Origin of the sequence: Bacillus sp. AFS041924 (genome assembly GCF_002577195.1) — a bacterium.
In the GTDB taxonomy this organism is placed as follows: domain Bacteria; phylum Bacillota; class Bacilli; order Bacillales; family Bacillaceae_G; genus Gottfriedia.
The window spans coordinates 1-26,437 of the sequence record NZ_NULG01000027.1 but is presented as its reverse complement, the minus strand read 5'-3'; the positions used below and the strand labels follow the sequence as shown (position 1 = coordinate 26,437).

Below are 26,437 nucleotides of genomic sequence, written 5' to 3'. Positions count from 1 at the left end.
AACTTTATGGGGTCAGTACAGCTGAGAAATCAACATTCTTGCGTTTTATTTTTTAAATTTCAAGGCTGAAATCTACCTTTTGGGACAGCCTCATTCTGTTTTTTCTTTTGACAAAGTGCTTAACATATCTGCCATTTTGCTATCCAAATAAACCAGCTTTTGTACGATTAATAAAAGTTCCTTATCCATCAGCGCAGAGTCATGTTCAGTTAATTTTTTTATTTGGTCACGCATTAGACCATTAACTACCAAAAGATCCATTAAGGTTTCGTTTTTTTTTGCTTTCAGTAAAGTCATTTTACTACCACCTTTCAGTCTTTTTTTAATAAATTCTACTTAATTTGGTAGTTTCCTCTAGACAAATTCCTTCAATTATTGCAAACCATGTGAATTTAATGTTTTTTAATTGGGGGATTTTAACCTTATTTAAATAGACTTTCAGATAATTATTTTGCAACTAAACTACCATTCGTCTCCCTCTACTTATAGAAACATGTTTAGTTTGAGAAGAAAATCAACAATATTCTTTAACTGAGCCAAAATTAAAAAATATATTTTCAAGTTCTTTTAAACTAACAGCTACCTTAGCTGCTTCAGACTTTTCCTGATAGAAACTAATATTACTAAAGCGATGAAGTAATAATAAGGTCATTAATTCTTTTTGTAATTCTTCATTTAACTCAATATGTGTATAACCATAACTTTCAAGGAAAATTTTATTTAGTCCTTCGTGTGGATAAAACATAAACGCAATTGGGCCAAGTAAATCATATTTGGAGTTTCCTAAAAAACAATCAGCAAAATCAATTAAACCAGTAAACTTCCACATACCATCTACTTTATTCATAATTAAATTAAATGGCGTGTATTCTCCAGTTAATAGGGCAATCTGTTCATTGCCTCGTAGGGTTCTGCTATCAACATAGCTTGGTAATTGGCTGAAAAGCGCTTCATTCATTCCGTTATTTTTATGATGAGTTGATAATTTCACTAATTGATTCGTTAAAAATTGATGCCAATGATCATAGTCTTCTTGTTTTGTTGAAATCGTTGCGTCATGGATTTCTCTTATTATTTTTCCTAAATCAAAAGCAATTTGCTTTTTCTCCTCAAGTGATAGTTCATCAAATATATCAATCAAAAGTGTCCCTTTAAGTTCACTCATTATTAAATAATTCCAACCTTCAAATTGACCAGTTGAGATTAATTGAGGAATATTTACAGACAAAGTTTGATCATTTAAAAACTCAAGCACTTTCTTCTCCATTATGAATTCATCATTCACATAAGAAGGATATAATTTAATTACAATTTGCCCATCAGCGCTAAAAACAATATTTCCACCGTATGAAAATCGAGTAAGCTTCTCAAACTTTATATTTTCTAACCTACAAATTTTTTGAATCTTACCTTCCCAAAAACAATTTTTACCACGCATTATTTTATATTTTTCTTTAGTAATTTTATAAAGATAGGTCATTATTCTACCTCATTATTAAATATTTTTTCTATAAGACTAAAAAATCGTTGCCTTTTATGCTGAAAGATTTTGATTCAATAAAGCTCTTCTTTTAATATTTAGAACAAAAAAAGTTGCGACTAAACAAAAGATTCCCGCAGCAATAAAGATTGATTGATAAGCATTAAACCAAGAGTAAACTAAACCTCCACCATATGCTGCCGCTCCAGCACCTAATTGATGGGCAGAATAAATCCATCCGTAAATTACGCCTACCTTCTCCTTGCCAAAATGATCTGTCGCTAGTTTGATCGTCGGAGGTACGGTAGCAATCCAGTCCATTCCATAAAAAATTGCAAAAGCACTTAAATAGATTACTGAATTTGTAGATAAAGCGAAAGGAAGAACAAGTAATGATAATCCTCTTAAACCGTAATACCAAAATAATAACCAACGATTATCAAAGCGATCCGAAAAGTAACCGGATAAAGTTGTACCAATAATATTAAATATTCCCATGAACGCTAAAATACTAGCAGCTGTAACTTCTTTATATCCGTAATCTATACAAAGGGAAATAAAATGAGTTCCAATCAAACCACTAGTTGAAAAGCCACATACGAAAAAACTCCCTGCTAATAACCAAAAAACTTTCGATTTAGATCCTTTTTTTAAACCTTCAAATGCTGCCTTCACTGGATTAACGTTGTTTACTTGTTTCTTATTACTTTTTTTGGCCCCTAAAGGTAAAATTCCAACATCCTCCGGGTCATTCTTCATAAAAATCCAAAGTAAAATATAAATTAAAACACCGAATGAGAAGATTGTTAAAACTGCACTTCTCCACGAATAGTTTTCAACGATATAAGCCATTAATGGTAAGAAAACTAGCTGACCAGCTGCAGAGCTAGAAGTTAAAAGTCCTAGCGCAATTCCACGTTTTTTTTCAAACCATGTCGTTGCGACATAAGCGTTTAATACGGTCAAAAATGCACCTGCACTTAATCCAATAATGATTCCCCATATTATAAATAAATGCCAAATTTGCGTCATAATTGTTGTTAGTAAAATAGCAGCTAATAATGTACCCATCCCTACTAACAATACCTTTCTAACACTGAACTTTTGATATAAGCCTGCTATAAATGGGCCAGAAAATCCAACAAGAGTAATACAAATTGCAAACGCACCTGAAATGGATGCTCTATTCCAACCGAATTCCTTTTCGAAAGGAATCATCATCACACCGGACATCGTATTTGTTACAGCAGCTATAATGACGGATAAAAAAGTAACAATTAAAATAACCCAAGCATAATGTATTTTTCCGCTTTTCAATCAAACTCCTCCTTCGTTACTAAACCATCATCTCTTTCTCATGTAACAGCAATCTATTTAGCTGACCTACACTTTTAACAATTGCATTCGCACCTGCATCAGTTAATTCTACTTCACTTCCATAACCGTAAGTTACTCCTATAGCGTCAATTTTAGCGATTTTTGCACCAACAATATCGTGAAGTCGATCTCCAATCATTACTGAGTCTTCCTTTGAAAGATCATTGTTCATTTCAAAAATAAACTCTATTATTTCACCTTTATCGATTCTTGTGCCATCCAGTTCACTTCCAACAATTTCAATAAAATACTGATCTAGTTGGAAATGACTTAAGACTTGTTTTACGAAAATCGTAGGTTTTGAAGTTGCTACATATAATCTTTTATTTTCCTTAAACAGCTCCCTTAGCAACTCATGTATTCCATCATAAAGATTATTTTCAATCATACCATTCTTTGAAAAATATTCGCGATAAAAACGAACTGCATTTAATAATTCATTTTCATTTAATTGACAAATTTCAGAGAATGAGCGTTGAATTGGTGGTCCAATGAATTTTAATAACTCTGATTCTAATGGGATAGGTTGATTCATTTTCTGCAAAGCATACTTTACTGAGTTAAGAATCCCTCTTTTTGGATCCGTTAATGTTCCATCTAAATCGAAAAGGATTGTATTATAAGTCATTATTTTTTCCTCCAAAGTTTTTTTTTGCACAAAGAAGCGTTAGCAATTATTGCTAACGCGTCCATTCCTTTTTCAACATGCTATAAACTGCTATATCATAATACTTATTTCTTATTTGCTGGGCTTCCCTTTGAATGCCTTCTTGTTTAAACTCTAAGCGCTCTGGAATCGCTCGACTCTTTTCATTTTCTACAGCTGCTCTGATTACAACTCGATTAAGCTCAAGCTCTTCATAACAATATGAAACTAATCCTTCTACAGCACGAGTCATTATTCCTTTACCTTGCATCTTTTCACTTAACCAATAACCTATTTCAGTAGTTTGGTTTGACCAGTCAATATAATGTAATCCCAACATACCAACTAATTCATTTTTATAAAAAACACCAGTTTCAAAGCCATTATTATCAGCAAATTTTTGTAGCCACATAGGTATAATTGATTTTTGATAATCCTCAATTACTGGAATATTTTCAGCCCATACTAACCATTCTTTTAAAGAATTTTGATTTTCTTTAAGCGCCTCAACTAATGTTTCTGCATATTTTGGTGTTAATAATTTAATTGAAAGATCATTATTTATTTGTACCTTAAACACTGTAATTCCTCCTTTTATGAAAGTAACATTATTTCTTATGGGCCAATTATTTTTTTGAGATTTAGAAGATACACTAAATCTATATCTGTTTTTTATTAATCTACTTTATTTCTATACTAACTTAGCTAAATCCTCTAGTTATTCAAAAAAACCAGCTCCACTTTAGATGACCATAATGCTCATTAAAAATAACAGATACTTTTGCACACTGAATTTCATTTTAATTTTGTGGTGAATTTATTAACTTGTATGATACAAGCTTCACAATTACTTGCCTAATTCACTAGTTACATAGTATATTTTTTTAACAAGCATTATTAGAAACTACTAATCAAGGCACAAAATAATGAAACTAATTGAGGTAAGTTCATGCAAAATTGGATTATAGAAACGATGGATACATTTGGATATTTTGGGATTTTTTTATTAATTGCATTAGAAAACATATTTCCTCCTATTCCTTCCGAAGTGATTTTAACGTTTGGAGGATTCATGACTACACAATCCTCCCTTTCGAAAATAGGGGTTATATTCTTTTCAACTTTAGGGGCAGTATTCGGAGCAATTATACTTTATTGGATTGGTACTTTACTAGATGTAAAAAAGTTAGAAAAAATTGTAGACCGCTGGGGTCATATTTTACGTTTAACTAAAAAGGACATCCATAAAGCGGACGAATGGTTTTCTAAGTATGGGGTATGGACTGTCTTTTTCTGTCGACTAATTCCATTAATACGTAGCTTAATTTCTATTCCAGCTGGAATGTCACGAATGAATTTTTGGATCTTTTTACTGTTTACAACTTTAGGCTCATTAATATGGAATACAATCTTAGTTTTAGTTGGAGCTTCTGTAGGGGCTTCCTGGGAAAAGATTGTTGAGTATATGGATGTATATTCAAATATCATTTATGGGATCTTAGTAATCGGAGTTGGAATTTTCATCTTCCTTTTTATCAAAAAAAGAAAACGTTCTGCTTAAATAATAATCTAATTTCCTTTTAGCTTGTTTGGTTAAAGGGAAGAAAACAATCAATAACTTATACTTTGGAGATGCAATTCGTAAAAAAATTAGCATCTCCATTTTTATTTTGTATCAATGATGTCCTTTTTTTGTAATATCGAGGCAATTAGACAAAATGAACATTCAAAGTTTTTTCCTTCCTTATAGCATATACATTAATTAGGGAGGGATCTATAGTTGAATGGAAGGATAAAGTTAAGCGTTGCCTGGATAACGTTGTTTCTCATGGGTACAGACTTATTTGTCGTTTCGCCGCTGCTACCATTCATTTCAGAAGAATATAAGCTTAGTTCAACGACCACTGGATGGATGGTGACTGTCTTTGCGGTTACATATGCTTTTTTTGCTCCTATCCTTGGGTGGATTTCAGATCGAAAGGGACGGAGAATTTTTATTACGTTCGGCTTATTGCTTTTCGCTATTTCAAATGGACTGACCGCTTTTGCCCCTTCATTTTTATGGCTTATTGTTAGCCGAATTTTGGCAGGTTTATCCGTTGCATCCATTACTCCATTGATTTATGCAAACATTGGAGATATTGCACCACCAAACCGAAGAGGAACATGGCTTTCGATTGTTGTTTCAGGACATTTAACCGCTCTTTGGGCAGGTGCACCAATCGGAACATTATTGGAGCACTTTCTAGGATGGCGTTCAGTCTTTGTTGTTATGGCAGCGATAGGAGCCATATTGTCCGTTTTGAATTTTAAGATATGGAAATCAAATCATAAGAGTGATGTAAAAAATAACTTATTACAAGGAAAATTATTAAGAGTACTCGGCTCCGTAAGTGTTACTACTGTCTGGGCTATTTCTATGTACGCACTTTATGTATATTTGGGAGCTGCACTTTATTCAGAAAATAGGTACACTTCCTCAGAAATCGCATTATCTGTTACTTTTTATGGTATTGGGGCTGTTTTAGGTAGTCTTTTAAGTGGGCAATTAACAGACAGATTTGGAGAAAGGACAATTTCAAAGGCTTCACTTATTTTTTTAACTCTAGTACTTGTTTGTTTAGGGATCTTCTTCTCATCAGGCGTTTGGATTTATTTCTTTCTGTTTATATGGGCTTTAGTTGGTTACGCAAGTTTCACATCATACCAAGCACGATTAACCGTTGAATATCCAAACGAACGAGGAATTGTTATGGCTTGGAATAATACAGCTCTTTATATTGGTATTACCTTTGGTTCCATTATTGGAGGATATGCCATCTCAAAATGGGGCTATTCTATTCTTCCATATGTTTGTAGCTTATCTGCATTTGTAAGCTTTTTCCTTAGTAATCAAAAGGTACAAGAAATAAAAAAAACACAATCTTATCTTTATAAATGATGTAAGTTTAACTTTATAAAACTATTATTTGTGAAAAAATGTATTTAAGCTAACCGGTGCGATAGTTATTAGAAGATAAGCTTTAACATTAAAGGCATTGCTTCCTGGGCAATGCCTTTACTTATTTTAATATCTAATTCCAATTAGCAGTATTTTTTCATTTACTTCGATCTTAAAACTCTCATCGAATTCAATACTGCTAAAACAGTAACACCAACGTCTGAGATGACTGCTTCCCACATTGTTGCAATTCCGATTACTCCAAGTAATAAGAAAAACCCTTTCACTGCTAAGGCAAAAAAGATGTTTTGCCATACAATTTGTCTTGTACGTTTAGCGATTTTAATTGCATCTACTATTTTTGATGGCTCATCTGACATTAATACCACATCAGCAGCTTCGATTGCAGCATCGGAACCAATACCACCCATTGCAATTCCTACATCCGCTTGAGCTAGAACCGGCGCATCATTAATACCGTCTCCAACAAATGCAATTTTTTCTTTTGGAGATTTCATTTTTTCTACTAGTTCAAGCTTTTCTACTTTTTGATGTGGAAGAAGCTCTGAATAAATTTCGTCTATTTCTAATTCTTTACCGATGCTTTTCGCTACTGTGTTAGCATCACCTGTTAGCATGACGGTCTTTTTAATACCAACTTTTTTAAGCTCAAGTATTGCTCTTTTCGCATCATCTTTTAATTGATCTGCAATGACAATTGAACCTATATATTGCTTATTCTTTGCTAAATAAACGGTTGTGCCTACTTCTTTAGTTGGTTCGTATAAAATGGAATGACTCTCCATTAATCTTGAGTTTCCAACTAAAAGTTCATCACCATTAATGATTACGTTAATTCCATGTCCTGCAATTTCAGTATAGTGAGATAAATTTGCTTCTCTAATGTCTTTACCGTATTTTTGACGAATTGATATAGCAATAGGATGAGTAGAATAAAACTCTGCATAGGCAGCTAACTCAAGTATCTCTTCTTTTGAATGACCACGAGTAGGTAAAATTGAGCTTACTTGGAATTGCCCTTTTGTCAAAGTTCCTGTTTTATCAAAAACGATATATTTCAAATCATTTAATGCTTCTAAATAGTTACTTCCTTTTACTAATACTCCCGATTTTGAAGCAGCTCCGATACCTCCAAAAAATCCTAAAGGAATTGAAACAACTAAAGCACAAGGGCATGAGATAACTAAGAAAATTAAAGCTCGGTAAACCCAATCATAAAATGTTTCACCAGGAATAATCACTGGAGGAATGATTGCTATTATAGCTGCTGTAATCACAACTATAGGCGTATAAACCTTCGCAAATTTTGTTATAAAGTTTTCAGTAGGTGCCTTTTTATTTGTTGCATTTTGAACAAGTTCCAGTATTTTTGATACAGCCGATTCATTAAATTCCTTCGTCACTTCAATTTCAAGTAAACCTTGAACATTTATAAATCCGCTCAGCACTTCATCGCCTTCGAAGATTTCTCTCGGTAAAGACTCACCTGTTAATGCGGATGTATCAGCACTTGAAGAACCACTTTTTACAATTCCATCTAATGGAACTCTTTCTCCTGGTTTAACTACTATGATATCGCCTATTTGAATCGATTCAGGAGATACTTGTTCAGTCTTTTCTCCAACTTTTAAATTAGCATAATCAGGACGAATATCCATTAATTTCGAAATCGAGTTACGCGACCGATTGACAGCAATGCTTTGGAATAATTCACCTAGCTGATAAAATAGCATTACTGCAACAGCTTCAGGATACTCTCCAATCATAAAAGCCCCAATTGTAGCTACTCCCATTAAAAAGTTCTCATCGAATACTTGACCTCTAAAAATATTTCGAATAGCTTTTAAAACAACGTCAGCACCCGCTATTAAATAGGCAGCTATGAACATAATCATTTGATAGAGAAATGGTACAGTAAGTATTTCAGCTAAAATTAATAAAGCAGCACCGCTCGCTAATCTAGCAATTAATTTTTTTGTTTCAGCATTCATTCTTTGCTGCTTTTCTTGCCCTAATTTTGTGTCTTCTTTTGAAACTGGATTAATATGCGGTTCTAATAAACGAATCTTATCTTTAGCGCTCTTTATAATGGTTTCTTGTTGGTCCTCACTTGTCGTAATCGTCATCGTTAATGTTGCAAAATTAACTGAACATGAATCGACGCCTTCTAATGCGGATACCCCTTTTTCGATTTTCATTGCACAATTAGCGCAATCAAGGCCCTCTAATTTTAATTCTCTATTTACTTGCTTTTGCCCCCTACTCAACAATCTCAACTCCTCTCAGGAAAACACCGGTATTAATCCTCCAAAATATGTTCTAGTGCTTGATTGAAAATTTGTGTAACGTGCTCATCTGCTAATGAATAATAAACAACTTTACCTTCTTTACGATTTTTTACTAAATGTGCTTGTTTTAATACTCGTAACTGATGTGATATAGATGATTGAGACATTTCTAATAAGTGGGCTAGATCACATACACACATCTCAGATTGACTAAGTGCATGTAATATTCTCGTTCTAGTCTTATCTCCAAGTACTTTAAAAAGCTCTGCAACAGCTGTCAATGCTTCAATATTTAACATTCTTTCTTTTACTGAAAGAATTATATCCTCGTGCATAATCGTTTGTTGACAAGCCTCTTCACATATTTCGTCTACTTTCTTCTTTTCATCAATCATAAACTGTCCTCCTATGAATACATGAGCAATCATTCATATGTTTTCTATATATATATTATATGAGTGTTTGTTCATATGTGTCAAAGTATTATTTGTAAAATTTAAAGGAATATAACATACGATAAAGAAATGATTAAGTAATGCATACAAAAGGAGAAAATTTAATGACTCTAATCGGATATCTTTTTTGGGGAATTTGCTTAGTAGCCGTAATATTTACCTTTTTTATTGAAAAGAAATTGGGAACTACTCCGCCTTATAAAACGGAGCATCAGACACTATATGACGAAATGACAAAGATTGATCGAACTTTAGTGCAGAATTAAGGGTTTAAAGAGTTTTTTTATATTGGCTCTGTTAAAAAAGANNAACAATTAATATTAACAGAGACATCCATGCTAATGAAAATTCACACCATGGCGCATGAAAATATAGTGCGGTGCCTATAACGGTAATACAGTGATTATTATCAGAGGTCGGTTAGGCTTGATGTCTTGAACTCGCTACAGGGACGGACCCCGGTAAGCAAGTTTTGTGGTTAATTTTCAGGGTAGCCTTTATATTAAATAAAAAAAGCAGACAATTACTGGAATTTTCCTGTAACTGTCTGCCTTTTTATTTCTTACCTTCCTATCCCTGTTCTTTTGGCATTGGTGTTTTTGTTGGGTTGCCATATCCATCTTTGTATTTATTATCAATATATTTTCGTATTTCTAACGGCGTTTTTCCTTCTTGCTGAAATTTCGCTGATTCAACTGCGATCTCCATACAATTGACACATGAAGTAGCATGACTATCCCATATGATTGATCCATCTTCTTTTATTTCATGTATAAAGCAATCTAAATTACTTTTATGACCTACACTTTCACCACATCCACAATAACATGGAATATTTTTTAGTAAATCAGTATGAAGTGCTGCGACCAAATATATTTGTTGAATCTGTTGTTCTTTAGTAGCTAAAAACTTTGGTAAAGTTTCTTTATTAATTGTTTGTTCTCTAATATCACTTGTTTGGTTATGCTCTGCATGACTTTCGTGTTCCTTAGTATGATTAGTTTCAGCTTGTTGATTACTGCATCCCATTAATAGAATAGAAATCGTTAAAGCTGAAAAGACGTTTTGAATTGTTTTTCTTTTCATATTTTTCCTCCAATAAATGCTCATTAATCTAATTTTAATAATTATTGGAGTGGAAAACAAATCTTTATAAAAATGGTAATTCAGAATGATTGAACATCGACGATCAATAAATAACTGAATCGATAAGCGTTTTCAATAAACTTGTAATTAAAAAGAAGAATCTTATTAGAAAACCAGCCCATGCAAAACGTCTATATTTTCCCCATCTGTCTTGGTGATCATTACGTTTACATATCCAATATAAAATCCATAATCCAAGTGGTAAAATTGGAATTTCAATGCGGTAATGATCAAAATTCAAATTAATACTGAAGACAAATATACCTATTAGCATTGCAATAAGTGCCTTCCATACTTTTGGTTTCAAAGTATTTGTTTTATAGACCCAATAGAATAAATATCCTAGGGTTATATAATTTACTAGCGTAATAATTATATCTGAAGCAAGGTGATATTCATCAAAATGGAATTGAAAGTTCATGAAATCCTCCTTTTTGTTAATTTAATGATTTCTAATAATTATGACAGTCTTTACGATAATATTTAGTTAATTCTCCATTTTCATCATCGATTGATTCTAAAATTAATGTGAATTTATTTTTCTCAAGTATCTGTACTGAATAGATGTTATTAGATTCAACGGAGGCCACTATTGATTTCAACTTTTTATTCCTAAAACAATATTCTTCTATTAATCTAGCAATCTCAGAACCAAACCCATTTCCCCACTCTTCTTCTACTACCCGATAGCCTATTTCAAACTCATTTGCTTCATTTTTTATGACAGCACATGTACCTATAAACTGATTACTGTCATTTTTACAAACCGCCAAAACTACAAAATCAGTATTATTTTGCTTATACATTTGAAGAATCTTATTTAATTCCTTCTCAGTTTCATCGATCGTTTTTGGTCGATTCGTTATGTATTTCATTACATTCGCATTTGATTGAAGTTTATGTAAATGAACTAGATCATCACTTTTAAGCTTTCTTATATGCAGTCTGTTAGATTTAATCATCATAATCTCCTATATTTTATTAATAAAAAATCACCTAATAAATAGGTGACTCAGACTGTTGACAAACGCTCGCTTTCTTCGTTGCTTAGCCTGTCTGCGGTGCTCATTACCGTTTAAGGTAACTCCGCTCCTCATCAGGCTTCGCGCCTCGAAAGACAAGCGCTCGCAATCAGTCTGAGAATCAAATTTTTGGGACTTTGTCTACACACTGAATCACCTAATAAATAGGTGACTTTATTTAACAAATACATGTTTTTTTCTTAACTCCAAGCTTCCCTTTCGCTTCAACCTTCTCAATATAATCTGTAGCTAAAGGTACTTTACATGCTGTATTTCCTACGTCTACATGGACTTTGCCAATTTTTTGCCCAACCACCATTGCTTCAACAGTTAGACTGGGTACAAAACTTCCTACAGCAATTACAAACCCATTCATCGTATAGCGAACTCTATTTTCTGATGTATGTATATTATTTTCAACATAAGTAAGTAATTGACGAACTTCATCTTTATCAATCTCTTCATCTGGTGCAATCGATAAATAATGACTATATGTACTCCATCCACAGTCCTCAATTAATTCATTATCTGACTTCAACCATTCTCTTGCTAGTTCGATAGCATACGGACTTTCGGCAGCAACTGCACCTACAATATATTCAGCGATCATATACCAGTAAGCTTCTTTAGCCCAAATTTGAAGTTGTTCTTTTGTCATTAACTTTGGATTAATAGATAAACCAGCTAAATACATAGCATCGGAATTTCCTGTTTGATATAGTGATAACGCCAATTCTTGATCCTTTTTTATATACTTAACTAGCTTTTTCATATCTCCAATTTTCACTCCAAAAAAGGGTTCCTTAGCACCATGGCGCAAAAAAGTTTTTTTCGTTTGTTCAGTCCCCATCTCCTCTAATGATTTCATTACTTCTTCTAATGTCATTATATCCCCACCTTATTAAATGTTTGTTCCTTAACATCGTTGTCTAAAATGTATCCTATCATACCTACCAAGGAAGGACAGAATATAATGTACTATTTTTTTCTATTTGGCATACTATTTAGCTTTATACTCTCATCGTGTTCAAACAATCATGTAGCGCAGGTGGTTCATCTAACTAATTCAACAGCATCAGAAGCTAGTACTGAGGATTGGTCATATTCAGGCAAAACTGGACCTACTTATTGGAGTTTAATTAACAAAGAATATGCTTTATGCGCAAGTGGCAAGGAACAATCACCAATTAATATTGATCGAGTCCAAAAAAAATCCCTACCTTTAGGTATTAACTATCATAATGGTCTTTTTAAAATAGAAAAAGAACAATATACTGTAACACTGATTCCCTTAAATAACACAAACTCAATTAATTTAAATGGAACAAACTATCCATTACAAGCGTTTCATTTTCATACACCAAGTGAACATACGATAAATGGAGTACATAGTGATTTAGAGATTCATTTTATTCATGAAGATATGAAAAAATCAGTTGTTTCGATTAGTGTTCTCGTTAATAGTGGTAGATTAAATAAGGAATTTCAAAAAATAATGAATCCAAATCTAATGGATGAGGATAATGAGGAAAAAATAGTAAAAATCAACTTACAATCATTTATTCCTTATACAAGTAAAAAAGTGTCGTATATCGGATCTTTTACAACACCCCCTTGTACAGAAGGGATTAAATGGATTGTATTTAATAAACCGATACAATTTTCAGATGAACAAATCCATTTTTATCAAAATTATTTCAATCCAAATAGCCGTCCTGTTCAACCATTAAATGGTAGAGTTTTATTTGAGTCTTGGTAAAATAGATAACTTTTTTCAGAGTGTTTAAATTTAAAACAGTCAATACTGAAAACGGATATTAGGTGACTATTGATGAAAAAGTTTTAATTTTTGATGATCTATTATAGTTTTTTTGAGGAATAAGTTGATTAAAACGAAAGGTGCTCGACTCTTATCGTAAATGAAGGAAGCCTAAAGAACCTGCAGGCGGCGAGGGGCCCAAGAATCTCTCCCCATGGAAAGCGAGCAACCTGTCGTGGAGTAGGGTGCCCAAAAGTCAAAGTACTTTTGAGCACTCTTTTTTAGTTTGTTAGCACGGAAACCGAACACTTTGTGAACTTCGCTTAAATAATGAGGAAACTGGCTCAATTAATGTTTGATTCCGCTTAAATAATTCAGAAACCTACACAATTAGTGCAGAAACTCATTGAAATTAAATTTAGCGAGTAGCAATCAGTCCAGAATTTCGCAAATCAGAAGAGAAATGACTAAATTTAGAGTAGAAAACATAAAAAACTGCCTCAAAATGTCGTCATTCAACGACCTTTTGAGACAGCCTCTTTTTGATTTGTTACTTATTGACTAACTTTTTCGTCTCGATTCACTACTTCTAATTTCCCTGTGTGTGGGTCAATTACTAATCCATGAACTTCTACACCTTCTGGAATAAGTGGATGGTTTTTAATAATTGAAACACTATGATTAACACTATCATATACATTTGTAAATCCTGTTAACCATTTGTCTAAATCTAAACCTGAGAAACCTAAAATTTCTAGATTCTCTGCTTTAATTCCTCTATCAATCATTTTTTCCTTCATTTTAGCTGGGTTTGTATTCCCCATACCACACTCGTGGTGACCGATTACTAATACTTCTTTCGCACCAAGCTCATAGATTGAAACTAGAATACTTCTCATAACTGAACCGAACGGATGCGCAATAACAGCACCAGCTGTTTTAATCATTTTTACGTCACCATTTCTAATATCAAGAGCCTTCGGTAAAAGCTCAACTAGTCGTGTATCCATACAAGTAACCACTACAACCTCTTTGTTTGGAAACTTTGAAGCTATGTATAGCTCATAATCCTTATTCTCAACAAACTTCTTATTAAATTCTAAAATCTGATCTAACACAAAAATTCCCCTCCAATCAAAAATAAAGAGCTTTTTTCTATACCTATATTGAGGGAAAAGCTCAAATTATACAACCATTTTGCACTCATTTATAGTATTATTCTGAAATTACATTTTCATTTATACTGTTTTATTTTTTTTTAGAGTAGTTAATGACCTTTACTAACATCTAAACGATCGAGTTAAACTTTTTTAAAATTTCCATTAATTTCTATCAAAATTTTGTTATTTTTAAATTTTATATTGTACACTAAATTTAGTCTTTACTAAGGAGGGAAATAACATGAAGTTTGAACATTCTATCGCATTACATAATGGACTTAAAATGCCTCAATTAGGTTTAGGTGTGTGGCGTGTGTCACCAGAAGATGGAGTTGATGCAGTCCGAACAGCTATTGAAGTGGGGTATCGTCATATTGACACTGCAGCAGTTTATCAAAACGAGGAGCAAGTAGGTGAAGCAATTCGTCAATCTGGTGTTTCACGAGATGAACTTTTTATTACTACGAAGGTTTGGAATGCTGATCAAGGTTACGATACTACTTTAAGAGCTCATGAAGAAAGTCTAAAAAAATTAGGCTTGGACTATGTTGATCTTTATTTAGTTCACTGGCCAGTTAAAGAAAAATATTTAGATACATATAAAGCATTAGAAAGACTTTACGATGAAAAACTTGTCCCTGCAATTGGTGTTTCAAATTTTCATATCCATCACTTAGAAGATATTGCAGCTCATCGCAATATTAAACCAATGGTCGATCAAGTTGAATTGCATCCAATGTTTCAACAAAATGAATTACATGAATATTGTCAAAAAAACGGTATTGCATTAGAAGCATGGAGCCCATTAATGCAAGGTGGCGACGCTTTAACAAATCCTGTTATTAAAGAAATTGCAGAACAATACGGTAAAACAGCTGCCCAAGTCATCATCCGTTGGCACTTACAACGTAATGTAATCGTGATTCCTAAATCAATTACCCCTTCTCGAATTCAAGAAAACTTTGAAGTCTTCAATTTCGAGCTTTCATCAAATGATATGCAACAAATCGCTTCACTTGATGCAAACAAACGTGTAGGTCCAGACCCAGATAATTTCGATTTTTAATTTAGCAAAGGCTACCCTTTATCTAGAAAGGTAGCCTTTTTCTTTTATTTCATTTCTGAACCAACTATAATATTGCATTTCCCTAATCCTATTTTTAGATACCTAGTTGCGCTTTTATTGTTTCTAATGTTTGAGTTTTGAATTTCTTTTTCGGTACTGGTGGATTTTGTATTGATGGATTTTGTTTTAAGTAATTTTTCTCAACGAATTGGAAATCTGTTGCGTTTACAGTTCCATCATTATTCAGATCCGCACTTCGTTTATTTGTTCCCCAATATGTTTGGATATAAAGTGCATCATAAACATCGATTACATCATCTCCATTAGCGTCTCCTGCAGTTGCTTTGTCGCTAAAATATTGTAATGTCTGCCCCCAAATCGTACCATTTTTATCTAATCCGATTGGGATTTCACGTCTCACGGTAAAATGTCCTGGAACTTTTAATTCCCAAATAAATGTTTTAGTTGTTAATGGAAGATTAGAAATCTTGTAATCTCCATAACTTACCATATTTGATGAGCCATCGTATACTTTACCAGTAGCATCAATCACTTTTACAGTAGCTCCAGAAGTTGCCCAATTCCAATTTCGATTATAAACTGTAGCCTCTGCACCTAGTGTTCCGAACACCTCAGAGAATGTTGGTTGAATCAACCATTCCATTCCAGCAGAAGAAAGCGTAATGCGAGTACCTTGATCATTCGTATATGCAATTGTAGGATTAACAGGTGCACTTACTGCAAATGCTGTATTTTTCACCTTTAATTTCAGGTTAATAGCAGGAACCTTTCCACTAATAGTCTTCGTTTCATCTAAAGCAAGCTTTACTTTTGAATTATTAGCAGTTGTTTCAACATTCACTGTTGCACCAAAGTTATTCAGTGCATCATTTGCTTTTACTTCTATAATATCAAAGTATTGACCAATATTATTAAGCGTCCATTCAGCTGTTTTCAAATTTTGAACATTATTTAAAACGAACGTAGCGTTAACCATATCCCCCATTTTCACATTTACATTATCTGTCTTTATATATCCGTAAGGAGTCCCTGATTTAACAAAATAGTAATTTTTCTTTTGTGTCGTGTTATTAGCCCCATCTAGTCCATTCAAAGTATAAGTCAAGAATGTACTAGATTCATTCATAGGTACACTTAAATCTAGTTTTCCATCTACGCCTACAGGAAGTACAGGGTTAAAGTTACCATTAACAGAATAATTTACTTTATTAATTGATTGATCTACATCCATTCCAAATTCATTCATTTTTGCTACTTCATCATCGCTTACTTTGACTTGAATGGAACTTGTTTTTTGACCTGGTTGATATTCCGTAACAGGTGATTCATTTCCATCAAAAGATGTAGTCATAGTAGGGATATTATTATCTATATATAAATCATTGTAGTTAACGAACACTTTATCTCGAGCACTCGTACCTATAACTTTAATTCTGTATGGCCCCGGTTTTATATAACTAAGTGTAGGAGAAATTGGCTGTGTCGTATTACCTGTATAAGCATGGTAAGTACCATTAAAGAAAGCACTTAGTAAATAATTTGTCCCATCGTATGACGAACGTAAATCGATTGTTCCAATAACGCCCACATCATTTCCTGTTTTTCCATCTTGTAAAACGATGTCCATTCGTTTCATTGGTGCTTTAAAATTAAAAATCATATCAATAAATTGGTTCGCACTATAACTACGTTTTACATGTAAAAATGAAGGTGACATTGATTTATAAGACAGTGTTGTTGAATTAAATCCTTCTTCTGTTGTACGAACACTAAAAGGAATTCGATATTGTTCATTCTTGTCATCTTTATTTGTCACATTAATATAACCTTCATAAATACCTGCTTTAGCGTTCGAAGGCACAGAAATCGAAACAGGTATTTTCTTGGTATCTAACGATTGAACTTTAATTTCTGAAGGAATAGATATATTAACACCGTTTTCGCTAGCATTTTGCGAACCATTAATGTCTGTTTGAAAGTTAACATCTACAATAAAATTCTTTAGTTTATTTTCTAAATTTGTAAAGTTGACTTTCTTTTCTACTAAAACCTCTTCATTTGCATAATGACTACCAAAGCTAAGTCCACCTGTTAGTTCTTTTACTTTTAGGTTCTCACCATTTAACGGGAAAGTCGTTTCATCTTGAACTTGTATTTTCATCCCAGTATGAACGGCGCGATATGGATCTACGCGACCTGCACCTACATCAAACACACTATATCTATCCACTAAAGGTTTAGCGGTATTCATTAAAATTGTTTTTATGTCGCCAGGTTCAAGCGATGGATTTGCTTGGAGTAATAAAGCAGTAATACCAGTAACATGTGGTGCCGCCATTGACGTACCTGACATACGAGAATATGCATACGTATAATTAGTTTGGTCATTCTTATAAATAGAGTAAGCAGGCACACTTGATAGCACACTTACACCAGGAGCTGTAATTTCTGGCTTTATATCGTAATTACTTCTAGAAGGTCCACGTGAACTGAAGCTAGCAAGTTTATCCGCATCAGTATTAACTTCTTTTAAATCTTTAAAAGTCAGTCTAGTATTGCCTGCTGCTAATTGTGTTTTAAAATCTAAACCTTGTTCATAGCTCATTGAAAATGCAGGAATAAAGTTTTGATCTTCTTTTACGAATTGTGTTGGACCTGCATTTGGAATATTACTATATGCTATGATTGCTCGTGCTCCGTGATTTTTTGCATAGACTGTTTTGGACTGTGTACCAATAACTCCCGTACTTACAAAAACAACTTTTCCATTTACATCCTTATTTAAGTAGTCAGTATCCTTTCCAACTCCTAAATCCACTACATCTAACGTTTGATTATTAAAAACTTTCAGATCTGAAACAAAATCATTATAAAGGGTACTTAATTGAAAAGGTGTTTCTATTCCGTTAAGAGCACCTGTATATTTAACTACTGAAATTGGTGCGCTACTTGCTCCTACTGTTAATGCAAGTGCAGCTGCACCTGGTGAACCTAGCGTATATGAATTCGGTCCACTATTTCCAGCAGAAACTGAAGCTGTCACCCCATTCAACACAGCATAATTTATTGCTGTGCTTGTTGGATACATTGGATCATTTATGTTTGCGCCTAGAGAAAGGTTGATAACATCCATTTTATCTTCAACAGCTTTTTCTATACCGGCTAGTATATCGTCTAATTCACCAGTTCCATAAGGTCCTAATACACGATAACCATAAAGGTCAGCTTCGGGTGCAATCCCTTTAGCAGCCACACCACCAGTATTTTTAGCTCGACCTGCAATCGTTCCTGAAACATGTGTACCATGACTTGTATAGTAAGGTGAAAGATTTTGATCTGTCTCAGGGCGGCCAGATTTTTTCCAATCGTCATAAGTAGTTTCCATTGGGTCTGGATCATTATCTACTAAGTCATATCCACCTTTAAATGCATCCTTCAAATCAGGATGATTATAATCGACTCCGGTATCAATTACACCGACTTTTACGCCTTTTCCTGTAATACCCTCCTCATGTAACTTATCTACACCTAAAAACGGTATACTCTCGATTCTTTTAATTGAATCTTGATCCTCAGTAGAATCCGTTGCTATTGGTGGGTCTATTGTAAATTCAACGCTTTTATAAACAGCTTGAACTGAATCAGATTTTAATAAAGATTCAACCTCGTTCGCTGGTAGTTTCATAGAAACTCCGTTGTAAACCGTATCAAACGAACGAGTAATTTTATATTTTGCACCGCCACTTTTTTCCTTAGAAGCTGGTAAAATTTTCGATAAATCTACTTCAAAAGCAGTATGATCTTGTTTAACCCTCCTCTTCGCTTCAGCAGAAGATAAAGATTTCCCCTCTAGAGCTGATTCAAGTATAGCAACCTTTTCTGGCTTGGATTTGAATTCGACAATGACAGAGATGTCAGAGCTACTTTTTAAGTCATTTTTATCAAAGCCTTGTAATCCATAGCTCTCCATCGAATTTAGCTTCGTTAAAGCATCCCTTTGTTCTTGGGTCAAAGAAGCCAATATTTGCTCAGATGTTTTACCATTTACAGCTGTTGCAGAAGCATAGTCTTTTTGAATTGTTGGAAATAACATTCCTAAAAATATGGCTGCTGCTGCAGAGCCCTTTAAAACTTTACCAAACTTTTCATTTTTTACTTTCCTCACATAATCCCTCTTTTCTAATGAAAACTATTATCCTCGTCGACTACTAAAATTTAACTTTTACAAGGTAACGCAAATACCAGAATTAAAAAAAATATCTTACGCTGTCCGCTAAATTTAATTATAAAAATTTTAAATTTTCAGTCAATCGGGACATTTTTTTCTATATTTTTCAAGGTTTTTACTAGTCCCTACCTAATTTCGACAAAATTCTACTTGCATATTGCCCAAAATTATTTTACTTTCTCGAATTCCTCAGAAAATACTTTCAAAAAAAGACTATCTAAAAAGTCNNGACTTTTTAGATAGTCTTTTAAATCAAATAAAAAAAAAGGACCACTAGATTTTCCTATTTTAATATACTTAAGATGTAACAATTTATGTTAAATAAATTTCAATTCGCTCCTTTCCTCCCCCTATATTGTTTCGTTTTAGCTTTATCCCTTTAATTTCTCCTGTTCTCCTAATATGTGTACCACCGCATGAAACTTTACCAAAATCTTTTATTTCCCAATACCTTCTTTGATTTTCTTGGTCATCAAACTCACACTTTATTTCCATATCCGCATTAATAAGCTCTTTTGCTTTCTTCTCTAATAGTGGAAATGTTTCTGAAATCTTACCATCCCAATAAAAATCAATTCTTGCTTTCTCACTTGTAATATTCGCACCAATTTTTTCAGGAAAATGATAGTTTTGATACATTAACTCCAAGATAATCTCTGCAGCAAAATGGAGCTTCATAATTTTATATCTTTTTTCCCAATCGATCTCAATTTCTACTTCCTGTCCTTTTTGTATATCATGGTCCCTGAGTCTGATTGTTGCCCACCTGAAAAAGCGTAAAAAATTGTTTGGTTTAATTTGACCCTTTGACCAGCTACATTTGTAACGATTGCAGAGGTTTTTGAAAGATAAGGGTTTTCCCAAAAAAGTTTTTTTACTACCATCATTTTTCTCCTTTAAGTTTGGCATTTTTACTATTGATTCCACTCATAAGATGAATTTCCTTTATATTTTTCTAAAATACGTTATATACTTAAAAGCACAAAAACAAAATGAATATGAAAGGAGTCAAAATGTTTCTTTCTATTGATTATTTAATAAATGGTAATCCTAAACAACAGCTTGCATATGTTGCCTTAACTCGATTGAATATACTAAATGATTTAAAGAGTTTTAATCCCGTTCTATGCGGAACGATTCCAATTGGGATTGATGTAGAGGGATCGGATTTAGATATTATTACAGAGGTACATGACTTGAGCTCGTTTAAAATACTATTGATCAATAAATATGGAGAACTAGAACATTTTCAGATTTCACGCTCAATGGTAAGAGGAGTACCAACAATTACAGCTAATTTTACTTTCGAAGGATTCGAAATTGAAATTTTTGGTCAATCCATACCATCCATAATACAAAATGCTTATCGTCATTTACTAATTGAGCATTTTATTTTGAAACAAAATCCAAATATGAAAGATAAAATCATAAAATTAAAGAAAGTTAGGTATAAAACTGAACCAGCATTCTGTAAAATTTTAGGTTTAAAAGGAGATCCATATGACGAATTAATTAAATATGGTATTAAAGTTGGAGCTATAGTAGGATAGATAATTTTTTCAAAAAGTGGATAAAGAAAAAGGAACAATTTCAGTAAATTGTTCCTCCACTAATTATTCCCTACAACCTATCTAGTTACAACTTCGCTACTTTTGATAAGTTCAATACGCACTTTTGTAAGTCCGTCTTTTTCATCAACATATTTGCTTAATTTCCAATTTGCTGCAAGAGTATGTTTAATTTGGTTAATTGCCTCATCTGATAATTGAATTCCTTGAATTGCAGCTCCCATGTCCTCGTAATCTTTTTCAACTTCAATGCCAAACTTATATCTTAATAAAGTCATTAAGGAACCTTTTGTCAGGAATTTGATTTGATAACCATCATTCACTATTTTATTAAAATTATCTTCGTTATTTTTGTATAGTTTTACTAAAGTTTCCCATTCAGGAAAACCATTACCAAACTGATTTAAAAAATCGTAATCCTCTTCTTTTAAAGCAATTATTAACCGATCATTTTCTACACCAGCACTACGTAGTCTTTCAATCATAATTGCATTATTTATAGCAATACTCACTTTGCTCATTTTAGTTCTCCCTTCAAATTACAAGAATTTTCTTTTTATTCAACTTTATCATAAATACCAATCGTTAACTATTAAATTGATGAGATCTGTCTTTGATTATTCGAAGAACGACCACACTGTGAACTTCGTTGAGAAAATAGGAGACCACCTGTGAAAAAAACCACAAGGATACCTTGTGGTTTTGTACAACTTACGACTATTTATACTATGTTAAGTGTGATGATAGCGGTTGTTCCATCACCGTTTTTACTCGTGATTTTTAAATCTCCACCATAGTTTTCAATTAAGTTCTTCGCTATTGATAAACCTAATCCATTACCCCCGTTAGCTCTACTTCTTGCTTTGTCAGCTCGATAAAATCGGTCAAATATATGATTAATATCTTCTTCTTTAATACCGATTCCATTGTCTTTAATAATGATTTTAATCTTGCTCGCAACTTGAGATGTAGTAATGTCTATTAACGTGTGTTCTTGACTATATTTAACCGCATTATCAAACAAAATAATTAATATTTGCATTAAATGCTCTCTTGCAATATTGGCATTATCAATAACTATATCAGGTGTATGGAATCGAATCTCTAATTCTTCATGTAACAACTGATAATTGTTAATAATTTCTTTTAAAACTTCATTAATATTTGTTGGAGCATATTGTTCGATCATCTCACTATTTTTCTCTAGCTTCGTTAACTGTAAAAGTTCATTTGTTAGAACAATCATTCTGTTGGTTTCATTAATACATGTATTTATTGAGTTTTCTAAAACGGCTTCATCTTTTTTTCCCCAGCGATTAACTAGAGATAAGTGGCCATGAATGATGGCTAGAGGTGTTCTCAATTCATGAGAAGCATCTTCAACAAACCGCTTTTGTCTAGTAATTGAAGATTCTAACTCATCCATCATTTTGTTAAAAAGTAGACCGAGTTCAGATAGCTCATCCTTCGTTTCGCCTACAATCACTCGTTCTTTTAATTGATTATTCTTTATTTTAATCATCGTTTGGTTTAAATTTTTAATAGGATCTAATATCCTCTTAGATAAAAAGTAGCCACTTAACATACTTAAAAATAGCGAGATGGCTGTTCCCAAAATGAGAATAATGAAAGATTCTTTAATAATCTTCGAAAAGATTTCTACATTCATTGCAACTTCTAATACGCCGTCGAAATTCTTGTAGTGTAAAGATTTACTGATAATTAAAATTTCCTGATTGTGTAATCGATATTTTTGAATTTCACCAAAGTGATTTTTATTGATATGAATTTTAGGCATTGTTCTTGAAACAGTAAAAATTACTTTTCCATCTTTGTCTAGTAATCGGATCATTTCATTATTTTGGATAATTTTTTCAAAGAATTTTTTGTTTTCTGCAAAAGTAGCAGCATTCGGTCGTTTCGTTTTATAATCTTCATCTAAATAAGCTGACGTTTCATTCAATCTTTTTTCAATTCGATGCTCTTGCTGATTCATTACAGACATTTGAATTAAAGCGAGTTGAATAAGATTACAAAATGTAAATATGAAAAACATAAGTACAGCGATGGTAATTGTTATTCTCCATCTAATTGAAAGCTTATTAAACAAGGTAAGATTCACCTCTACATCCTCATTACATACCCTGTACCCCTTACAGTGTGAATATAGGTATTGTTTTTATCATCTAGTTTTGTTCTTAAATAGCTAATATAAACATCCACTACGTTTGTTTCAATTGTAGAGCCATAGCCCCATACTGTTTCTAATAAAATTTCTCTAGTTAATACACGATTCACATTGCTCATTAATAAATACAATAAATCGAATTCTTTTTTCGTTAGATCAATGATTGTTTCATCTTTTTTAACAACTCGAGCTGCAGAATCTAGTGATAAATCTTTAAACTTTAAGCAATGTAAGTTTGTTGAACGATCGATTCTTCTAAAAATTGCTCGCATATGTGCTAATAGTTCTTCAATAACAAATGGTTTTGAAATATAGTCATCTGCACCACTGTCTAAACCAGAAATACGATCGAAAACACTGTCTCTTGCTGTAATCATAATGATTGGAGTGTCTTTATGGGCTCTAATTCTTCTACAAACTTCAATTCCACTTAAATTAGGTAGCATTAAATCAAGTAAGATTAAGTCAAATTCTTGATCGATCGCTAGGTTTAATCCATCTCTACCATCATTTGAAATGTGGACTTCATTTCCTTCATACTCTAATTCTAATCGTATAAAATTTGCTAATTCTTTTTCATCTTCTATAATTAATATTTTTTTCATTTAGTTTATCCCTCGTTTTTTTTATAATTACTTCTATAAAATGATTATTTATATTGTATAAGGATATCTGTTCAAGATGAAAATGGCTTTACGATTTTTTTAAATTTCAATTAGAGTTTTATTAGAATTTTCTAATGTTCCAACTTAATAATCTTGATATTACACTCTATTGTTTACATTTTCTAATAATCTCACTTATATATGATTAAAATTTGTTTAAGAATTTGTCTACAACTTTAAAAAAATCTAGGAAAAAGGGCTTTAAATTCTACTTTTTTTATGTAATTTAATAATCGTATTCCGAAAATAAAAAATGACTTTAGTTGTTTCTAAAGTCATTTCATTACGATATAAAAAGTGTACAATAAAAAACTTCTAATAGAGAAGCTTTATTTATAATTTGGAAACTGAATTGGTATGTTTAATATATTTTCCGGTTGGCCGTCTTTGGCGCTTGCTACATATAGTGTAAGTACACCGTTTGGACTAGTTGGTTGAGTATAGTTGATCACTAATTTAAAGTTACCCCATTCTGGAGCACCCATGTCAGTCATCGTGTACCCTTCCGCTAATACATTATGACCATCTTCTATTCGATAAAGAAATGTTGCTTCAAAAACCCTAGCTTTTCCTTCAACAATTAGCACATTTTTACCTGTTGACTCATTTACTACCGAAGTTACTTTAAACGCTTCATTTTCAACTGGAGTAAATACTTTTACTGGTGGCTTTTCATCCTTTTTTGGTGGATTATGATTATTTTTATCTGTTGTTTTGTCTTTGTCTTTATCTTTGTCTGATGTATTGCCCTTATCAGTAGATTTCCCCTTATCAGCCTGAGTTGACTGATCATCCTTTTTGCCATAACCGAAGTCACTTGACTGACAGCTTGCTAAACAAAATATGCTTAAAATTATAAGTCCAATAAATAGAATTCTTTTCACTCTATTCCCCCCCTAATTTAATTTATTACTGCAAATTAAAAATTGTTCTGAATCAAAATATTTATTTTTAATAAGAACGAACAGCCATATAAAAAATTTTTTCGAGCTTCTAGCAATAGAAATGAATAGATTAAATGGGGCTTATATTAAAATAACGAACTAGCAAGTTGAATGACAATAGGTAATGTTAGACTACTTAAGATGGTTGAGGAGATAACTGTTTGTGCAGCAAAACTTGCATGTGGACCTTTGAATGATAATAATGCACTGTTTCTTGAACTTGGAAATGCACTTCCTATAAAGAGGGCCTTTGCAACTATACCATCGAAACCAAATGTTTTAATAAGAACAAATGCAATAATTGGTCCACCAATTAATCTTAATACGTTACTGATTGCTAAATTGTTCCAGCTAATTTCTTTCCCAGATTCAGCTAATTGAGCTCCAAGTGTAATTAAAGCAAACGGGGCGAAAGAGTCAGTAATGGGATTTAATATGGTAACCAATTCATGATTTAATTTCACACGAAATATTTGGAGGATAAAGCCAAGTGCTACACTGTATATAATGGGTAACTTAAGCATCTTCCAAATAGCTTCTTTCATTTGGACTGAGGCTTCTGCATTATATACCCCTACAGTAAATGTCATTATATTTTGAAATAAAACGATTAATACGCCTATACTCAAAGCAAAGGGATCATTTTTAAAAACTAGTGCATTTACAGGTAATCCAAGATTTCCAGAATTATTTAACACGATGCTATTAGCAAATGTTCCCCGCATTGATTTTTCAATTCCCCTCCATCTACATACTAATGATGAAATGAGTGACATTAAAACAAATTGAATAACTAAGTAAAATAAAACACCCCCTGCTACTTTACCGGACAGCGGACTATCATAAATTTTCATAAATACTGCTACAGGAAGAAATAAATAAACTAAGAGGGTTGTTAAAGTACGTAAGCTAAGTTTAAAAAGACGATTAAACAAATAGCCTAATGAGACATAAAAAAATAGAGGTAGCATAACTTCTAATAATAATTTTATTACCATTCCTTTTCCTTCTTTCAGATGACAAAGAACATTTTATTTTACATATCTCGATTGATAATTTTTTCCTTTTGTTTCTGAAACTCACTTTCAATGATAACCCCGCCACTTTTTAATTTATTTAATTTAAATACGTTGTAACCATTGATGATGGTGATCATTAGTGCAAATCCAGTCCATAACAATCCGAACAATCCAGCTTTTGGTATGACAATAGTAAAACCTAGGACTATAAAAATAATGCCAATCATTAAACCCAAAAAAGACTGTCCTTTACTTGGTTTAACTCGAATTTTCCTCAAATTTCCACCTCTTTTCTTTTCGAAATAATTCTTTTAGAGAAATAGAAGCTTTTACGGAACAATTTGAAAAAATATTATTTTGCTTTCGAAATACTATATTCGACAAAATATGTTTAAATACCTATTGTCAAAATAAAAAACCACCTATGGTCTTATCCCTGTCAA

General features: G+C 32.6%; 27 protein-coding genes. 6 read left to right on the top strand and 21 right to left on the bottom strand.

Annotation, left to right across the window (positions count from 1 at the left end):
* Nucleotides 1-90: 90 nt before the first annotated feature.
* From COC46_RS10275 to COC46_RS10255, 5 genes are all read right to left on the bottom strand, one after another.
* The gene (locus COC46_RS10275) at nucleotides 91-297 is read right to left on the bottom strand and encodes a hypothetical protein (RefSeq protein WP_098809622.1); all 207 of its coding nucleotides are present in this window, start codon (nucleotides 295-297) and stop codon (nucleotides 91-93) included.
* A 217-nt stretch (nucleotides 298-514) separates the two neighbouring features.
* The gene (locus tag COC46_RS10270; RefSeq protein ID WP_098809621.1) at nucleotides 515-1,480 is read right to left on the bottom strand and encodes an aminoglycoside phosphotransferase family protein; all 966 of its coding nucleotides are present in this window, start codon (nucleotides 1,478-1,480) and stop codon (nucleotides 515-517) included.
* Nucleotides 1,481-1,534: 54 nt separating this feature from the next.
* Complete coding sequence (locus COC46_RS10265) at nucleotides 1,535-2,797, bottom strand: MFS transporter (protein ID WP_255294869.1); 1,263 nt, start codon at nucleotides 2,795-2,797, stop codon at nucleotides 1,535-1,537.
* Between the two features lie 19 nt (nucleotides 2,798-2,816).
* Nucleotides 2,817-3,485 (bottom strand): HAD family hydrolase, encoded by a 669-nt coding sequence (locus tag COC46_RS10260; protein ID WP_098809620.1) that lies wholly within the window; start codon nucleotides 3,483-3,485, stop codon nucleotides 2,817-2,819.
* Nucleotides 3,486-3,537: 52 nt separating this feature from the next.
* The gene (locus COC46_RS10255; protein WP_098809619.1) at nucleotides 3,538-4,083 is read right to left on the bottom strand and encodes a GNAT family N-acetyltransferase; all 546 of its coding nucleotides are present in this window, start codon (nucleotides 4,081-4,083) and stop codon (nucleotides 3,538-3,540) included.
* 369 nt (nucleotides 4,084-4,452) lie between these two features.
* Between COC46_RS10255 and COC46_RS10250 the strand changes: the two genes are divergently transcribed.
* Together COC46_RS10250 and COC46_RS10245 are read left to right on the top strand one after the other, a co-directional pair.
* Nucleotides 4,453-5,064 (top strand): DedA family protein, encoded by a 612-nt coding sequence (locus tag COC46_RS10250; protein WP_098809618.1) that lies wholly within the window; start codon nucleotides 4,453-4,455, stop codon nucleotides 5,062-5,064.
* Between the two features lie 219 nt (nucleotides 5,065-5,283).
* On the top strand, nucleotides 5,284-6,444 hold the full coding sequence (locus tag COC46_RS10245) for an MFS transporter (protein WP_098809617.1): 1,161 nt from the start codon (nucleotides 5,284-5,286) through the stop codon (nucleotides 6,442-6,444).
* Nucleotides 6,445-6,605: 161 nt separating this feature from the next.
* Here COC46_RS10245 and COC46_RS10240 read toward each other — a convergent pair whose 3' ends face one another.
* Together COC46_RS10240 and COC46_RS10235 are read right to left on the bottom strand one after the other, a co-directional pair.
* Entirely contained in the window at nucleotides 6,606-8,732 is a 2,127-nt protein-coding gene (locus COC46_RS10240) for a heavy metal translocating P-type ATPase (RefSeq protein ID WP_098809616.1), read from the bottom strand.
* Nucleotides 8,733-8,764: 32 nt separating this feature from the next.
* Complete coding sequence (locus COC46_RS10235; RefSeq protein WP_098809615.1) at nucleotides 8,765-9,148, bottom strand: ArsR/SmtB family transcription factor; 384 nt, start codon at nucleotides 9,146-9,148, stop codon at nucleotides 8,765-8,767.
* A 164-nt stretch (nucleotides 9,149-9,312) separates the two neighbouring features.
* Between COC46_RS10235 and COC46_RS22165 the strand changes: the two genes are divergently transcribed.
* Nucleotides 9,313-9,474: a hypothetical protein gene (locus COC46_RS22165; protein ID WP_176545122.1), complete on the top strand. Its 162-nt coding sequence runs from the start codon at nucleotides 9,313-9,315 to the stop codon at nucleotides 9,472-9,474.
* Nucleotides 9,475-9,778: 304 nt separating this feature from the next.
* Here the strand turns inward: COC46_RS22165 and COC46_RS10230 are convergent, their stop codons facing one another.
* From COC46_RS10230 to COC46_RS10215, 4 genes are all read right to left on the bottom strand, one after another.
* The gene (locus COC46_RS10230) at nucleotides 9,779-10,294 is read right to left on the bottom strand and encodes a PCYCGC motif-containing (lipo)protein (RefSeq protein WP_098809614.1); all 516 of its coding nucleotides are present in this window, start codon (nucleotides 10,292-10,294) and stop codon (nucleotides 9,779-9,781) included.
* Nucleotides 10,295-10,397: 103 nt separating this feature from the next.
* Nucleotides 10,398-10,775 (bottom strand): hypothetical protein, encoded by a 378-nt coding sequence (locus COC46_RS10225; protein ID WP_098809613.1) that lies wholly within the window; start codon nucleotides 10,773-10,775, stop codon nucleotides 10,398-10,400.
* 31 nt (nucleotides 10,776-10,806) lie between these two features.
* Nucleotides 10,807-11,316 (bottom strand): GNAT family N-acetyltransferase, encoded by a 510-nt coding sequence (locus tag COC46_RS10220; RefSeq protein ID WP_176545121.1) that lies wholly within the window; start codon nucleotides 11,314-11,316, stop codon nucleotides 10,807-10,809.
* 238 nt (nucleotides 11,317-11,554) lie between these two features.
* Nucleotides 11,555-12,262 (bottom strand): DNA alkylation repair protein, encoded by a 708-nt coding sequence (locus COC46_RS10215; RefSeq protein ID WP_098809611.1) that lies wholly within the window; start codon nucleotides 12,260-12,262, stop codon nucleotides 11,555-11,557.
* 87 nt (nucleotides 12,263-12,349) lie between these two features.
* Here COC46_RS10215 and COC46_RS10210 point away from each other — a divergent pair, with 87 nt between their 5' ends.
* Nucleotides 12,350-13,135: a carbonic anhydrase gene (locus COC46_RS10210; protein WP_176545120.1), complete on the top strand. Its 786-nt coding sequence runs from the start codon at nucleotides 12,350-12,352 to the stop codon at nucleotides 13,133-13,135.
* 554 nt (nucleotides 13,136-13,689) lie between these two features.
* On the opposite strand, the gene COC46_RS10205 is transcribed toward COC46_RS10210, so the two are convergent.
* Nucleotides 13,690-14,259, bottom strand: coding sequence for a beta-class carbonic anhydrase (locus tag COC46_RS10205; protein ID WP_098809609.1), 570 nt, complete (start codon nucleotides 14,257-14,259; stop codon nucleotides 13,690-13,692).
* Between the two features lie 277 nt (nucleotides 14,260-14,536).
* On the opposite strand from COC46_RS10205, the gene COC46_RS10200 reads away from it, so the two are divergent.
* Entirely contained in the window at nucleotides 14,537-15,361 is an 825-nt protein-coding gene (locus COC46_RS10200) for an aldo/keto reductase (protein WP_098809608.1), read from the top strand.
* Between the two features lie 94 nt (nucleotides 15,362-15,455).
* Here the strand turns inward: COC46_RS10200 and COC46_RS10195 are convergent, their stop codons facing one another.
* The 3 genes from COC46_RS10195 to COC46_RS22450 form a co-directional block, all read right to left on the bottom strand.
* Nucleotides 15,456-19,547 carry a S8 family serine peptidase gene (locus tag COC46_RS10195; protein WP_098809607.1) on the bottom strand — a complete coding sequence of 1,364 codons (4,092 nt, stop codon included), beginning with the start codon at nucleotides 19,545-19,547 and terminating at the stop codon, nucleotides 15,456-15,458.
* A 375-nt stretch (nucleotides 19,548-19,922) separates the two neighbouring features.
* Nucleotides 19,923-20,288 (bottom strand): alanyl-tRNA editing protein, encoded by a 366-nt coding sequence (locus COC46_RS22455; RefSeq protein WP_218012457.1) that lies wholly within the window; start codon nucleotides 20,286-20,288, stop codon nucleotides 19,923-19,925.
* Nucleotides 20,289-20,323: 35 nt separating this feature from the next.
* Nucleotides 20,324-20,494, bottom strand: coding sequence for a hypothetical protein (locus tag COC46_RS22450; protein WP_218012456.1), 171 nt, complete (start codon nucleotides 20,492-20,494; stop codon nucleotides 20,324-20,326).
* A gap of 129 nt (nucleotides 20,495-20,623) precedes the next feature.
* Between COC46_RS22450 and COC46_RS10185 the strand changes: the two genes are divergently transcribed.
* Nucleotides 20,624-21,160 (top strand): DUF4269 domain-containing protein, encoded by a 537-nt coding sequence (locus COC46_RS10185; RefSeq protein ID WP_098809606.1) that lies wholly within the window; start codon nucleotides 20,624-20,626, stop codon nucleotides 21,158-21,160.
* A gap of 77 nt (nucleotides 21,161-21,237) precedes the next feature.
* On the opposite strand, the gene COC46_RS10180 is transcribed toward COC46_RS10185, so the two are convergent.
* From COC46_RS10180 to COC46_RS10155, 6 genes are all read right to left on the bottom strand, one after another.
* Entirely contained in the window at nucleotides 21,238-21,699 is a 462-nt protein-coding gene (locus tag COC46_RS10180) for a hypothetical protein (protein ID WP_098809605.1), read from the bottom strand.
* 200 nt (nucleotides 21,700-21,899) lie between these two features.
* Complete coding sequence (locus COC46_RS10175) at nucleotides 21,900-23,288, bottom strand: HAMP domain-containing sensor histidine kinase (protein WP_098809604.1); 1,389 nt, start codon at nucleotides 23,286-23,288, stop codon at nucleotides 21,900-21,902.
* A 14-nt stretch (nucleotides 23,289-23,302) separates the two neighbouring features.
* Nucleotides 23,303-23,971 (bottom strand): response regulator transcription factor, encoded by a 669-nt coding sequence (locus COC46_RS10170; RefSeq protein WP_098809603.1) that lies wholly within the window; start codon nucleotides 23,969-23,971, stop codon nucleotides 23,303-23,305.
* Nucleotides 23,972-24,360: 389 nt separating this feature from the next.
* Nucleotides 24,361-24,915, bottom strand: a complete 555-nt coding sequence (locus COC46_RS10165; RefSeq protein ID WP_098809602.1) for a Gmad2 immunoglobulin-like domain-containing protein — start codon at nucleotides 24,913-24,915, stop codon at nucleotides 24,361-24,363.
* 146 nt (nucleotides 24,916-25,061) lie between these two features.
* Entirely contained in the window at nucleotides 25,062-25,973 is a 912-nt protein-coding gene (locus COC46_RS10160; RefSeq protein ID WP_098809601.1) for an AEC family transporter, read from the bottom strand.
* A 38-nt stretch (nucleotides 25,974-26,011) separates the two neighbouring features.
* On the bottom strand, nucleotides 26,012-26,272 hold the full coding sequence (locus COC46_RS10155; RefSeq protein WP_098809600.1) for a hypothetical protein: 261 nt from the start codon (nucleotides 26,270-26,272) through the stop codon (nucleotides 26,012-26,014).
* Nucleotides 26,273-26,437: the final 165 nt, after the last annotated feature.

Coding starts and splice junctions, on each gene's coding strand:
- COC46_RS10275 (WP_098809622.1), bottom strand. CDS start 297: ATGACTTTACTGAAAGCAAAAAAAAACGAAACCTTAATGGATCTTTTG.
- COC46_RS10270 (WP_098809621.1), bottom strand. CDS start 1,480: ATGACCTATCTTTATAAAATTACTAAAGAAAAATATAAAATAATGCGT.
- COC46_RS10260 (WP_098809620.1), bottom strand. CDS start 3,485: ATGACTTATAATACAATCCTTTTCGATTTAGATGGAACATTAACGGAT.
- COC46_RS10250 (WP_098809618.1), top strand. CDS start 4,453: ATGCAAAATTGGATTATAGAAACGATGGATACATTTGGATATTTTGGG.
- COC46_RS10235 (WP_098809615.1), bottom strand. CDS start 9,148: ATGATTGATGAAAAGAAGAAAGTAGACGAAATATGTGAAGAGGCTTGT.
- COC46_RS22165 (WP_176545122.1), top strand. CDS start 9,313: ATGACTCTAATCGGATATCTTTTTTGGGGAATTTGCTTAGTAGCCGTA.
- COC46_RS10230 (WP_098809614.1), bottom strand. CDS start 10,294: ATGAAAAGAAAAACAATTCAAAACGTCTTTTCAGCTTTAACGATTTCT.
- COC46_RS10225 (WP_098809613.1), bottom strand. CDS start 10,775: ATGAACTTTCAATTCCATTTTGATGAATATCACCTTGCTTCAGATATA.
- COC46_RS10220 (WP_176545121.1), bottom strand. CDS start 11,316: ATGATTAAATCTAACAGACTGCATATAAGAAAGCTTAAAAGTGATGAT.
- COC46_RS10215 (WP_098809611.1), bottom strand. CDS start 12,262: ATGACATTAGAAGAAGTAATGAAATCATTAGAGGAGATGGGGACTGAA.
- COC46_RS10210 (WP_176545120.1), top strand. CDS start 12,350: ATGTACTATTTTTTTCTATTTGGCATACTATTTAGCTTTATACTCTCA.
- COC46_RS10200 (WP_098809608.1), top strand. CDS start 14,537: ATGAAGTTTGAACATTCTATCGCATTACATAATGGACTTAAAATGCCT.
- COC46_RS22455 (WP_218012457.1), bottom strand. CDS start 20,288: ATGAAGCTCCATTTTGCTGCAGAGATTATCTTGGAGTTAATGTATCAA.
- COC46_RS22450 (WP_218012456.1), bottom strand. CDS start 20,494: ATGGTAGTAAAAAAACTTTTTTGGGAAAACCCTTATCTTTCAAAAACC.
- COC46_RS10185 (WP_098809606.1), top strand. CDS start 20,624: ATGTTTCTTTCTATTGATTATTTAATAAATGGTAATCCTAAACAACAG.
- COC46_RS10180 (WP_098809605.1), bottom strand. CDS start 21,699: ATGAGCAAAGTGAGTATTGCTATAAATAATGCAATTATGATTGAAAGA.
- COC46_RS10170 (WP_098809603.1), bottom strand. CDS start 23,971: ATGAAAAAAATATTAATTATAGAAGATGAAAAAGAATTAGCAAATTTT.
- COC46_RS10160 (WP_098809601.1), bottom strand. CDS start 25,973: ATGGTAATAAAATTATTATTAGAAGTTATGCTACCTCTATTTTTTTAT.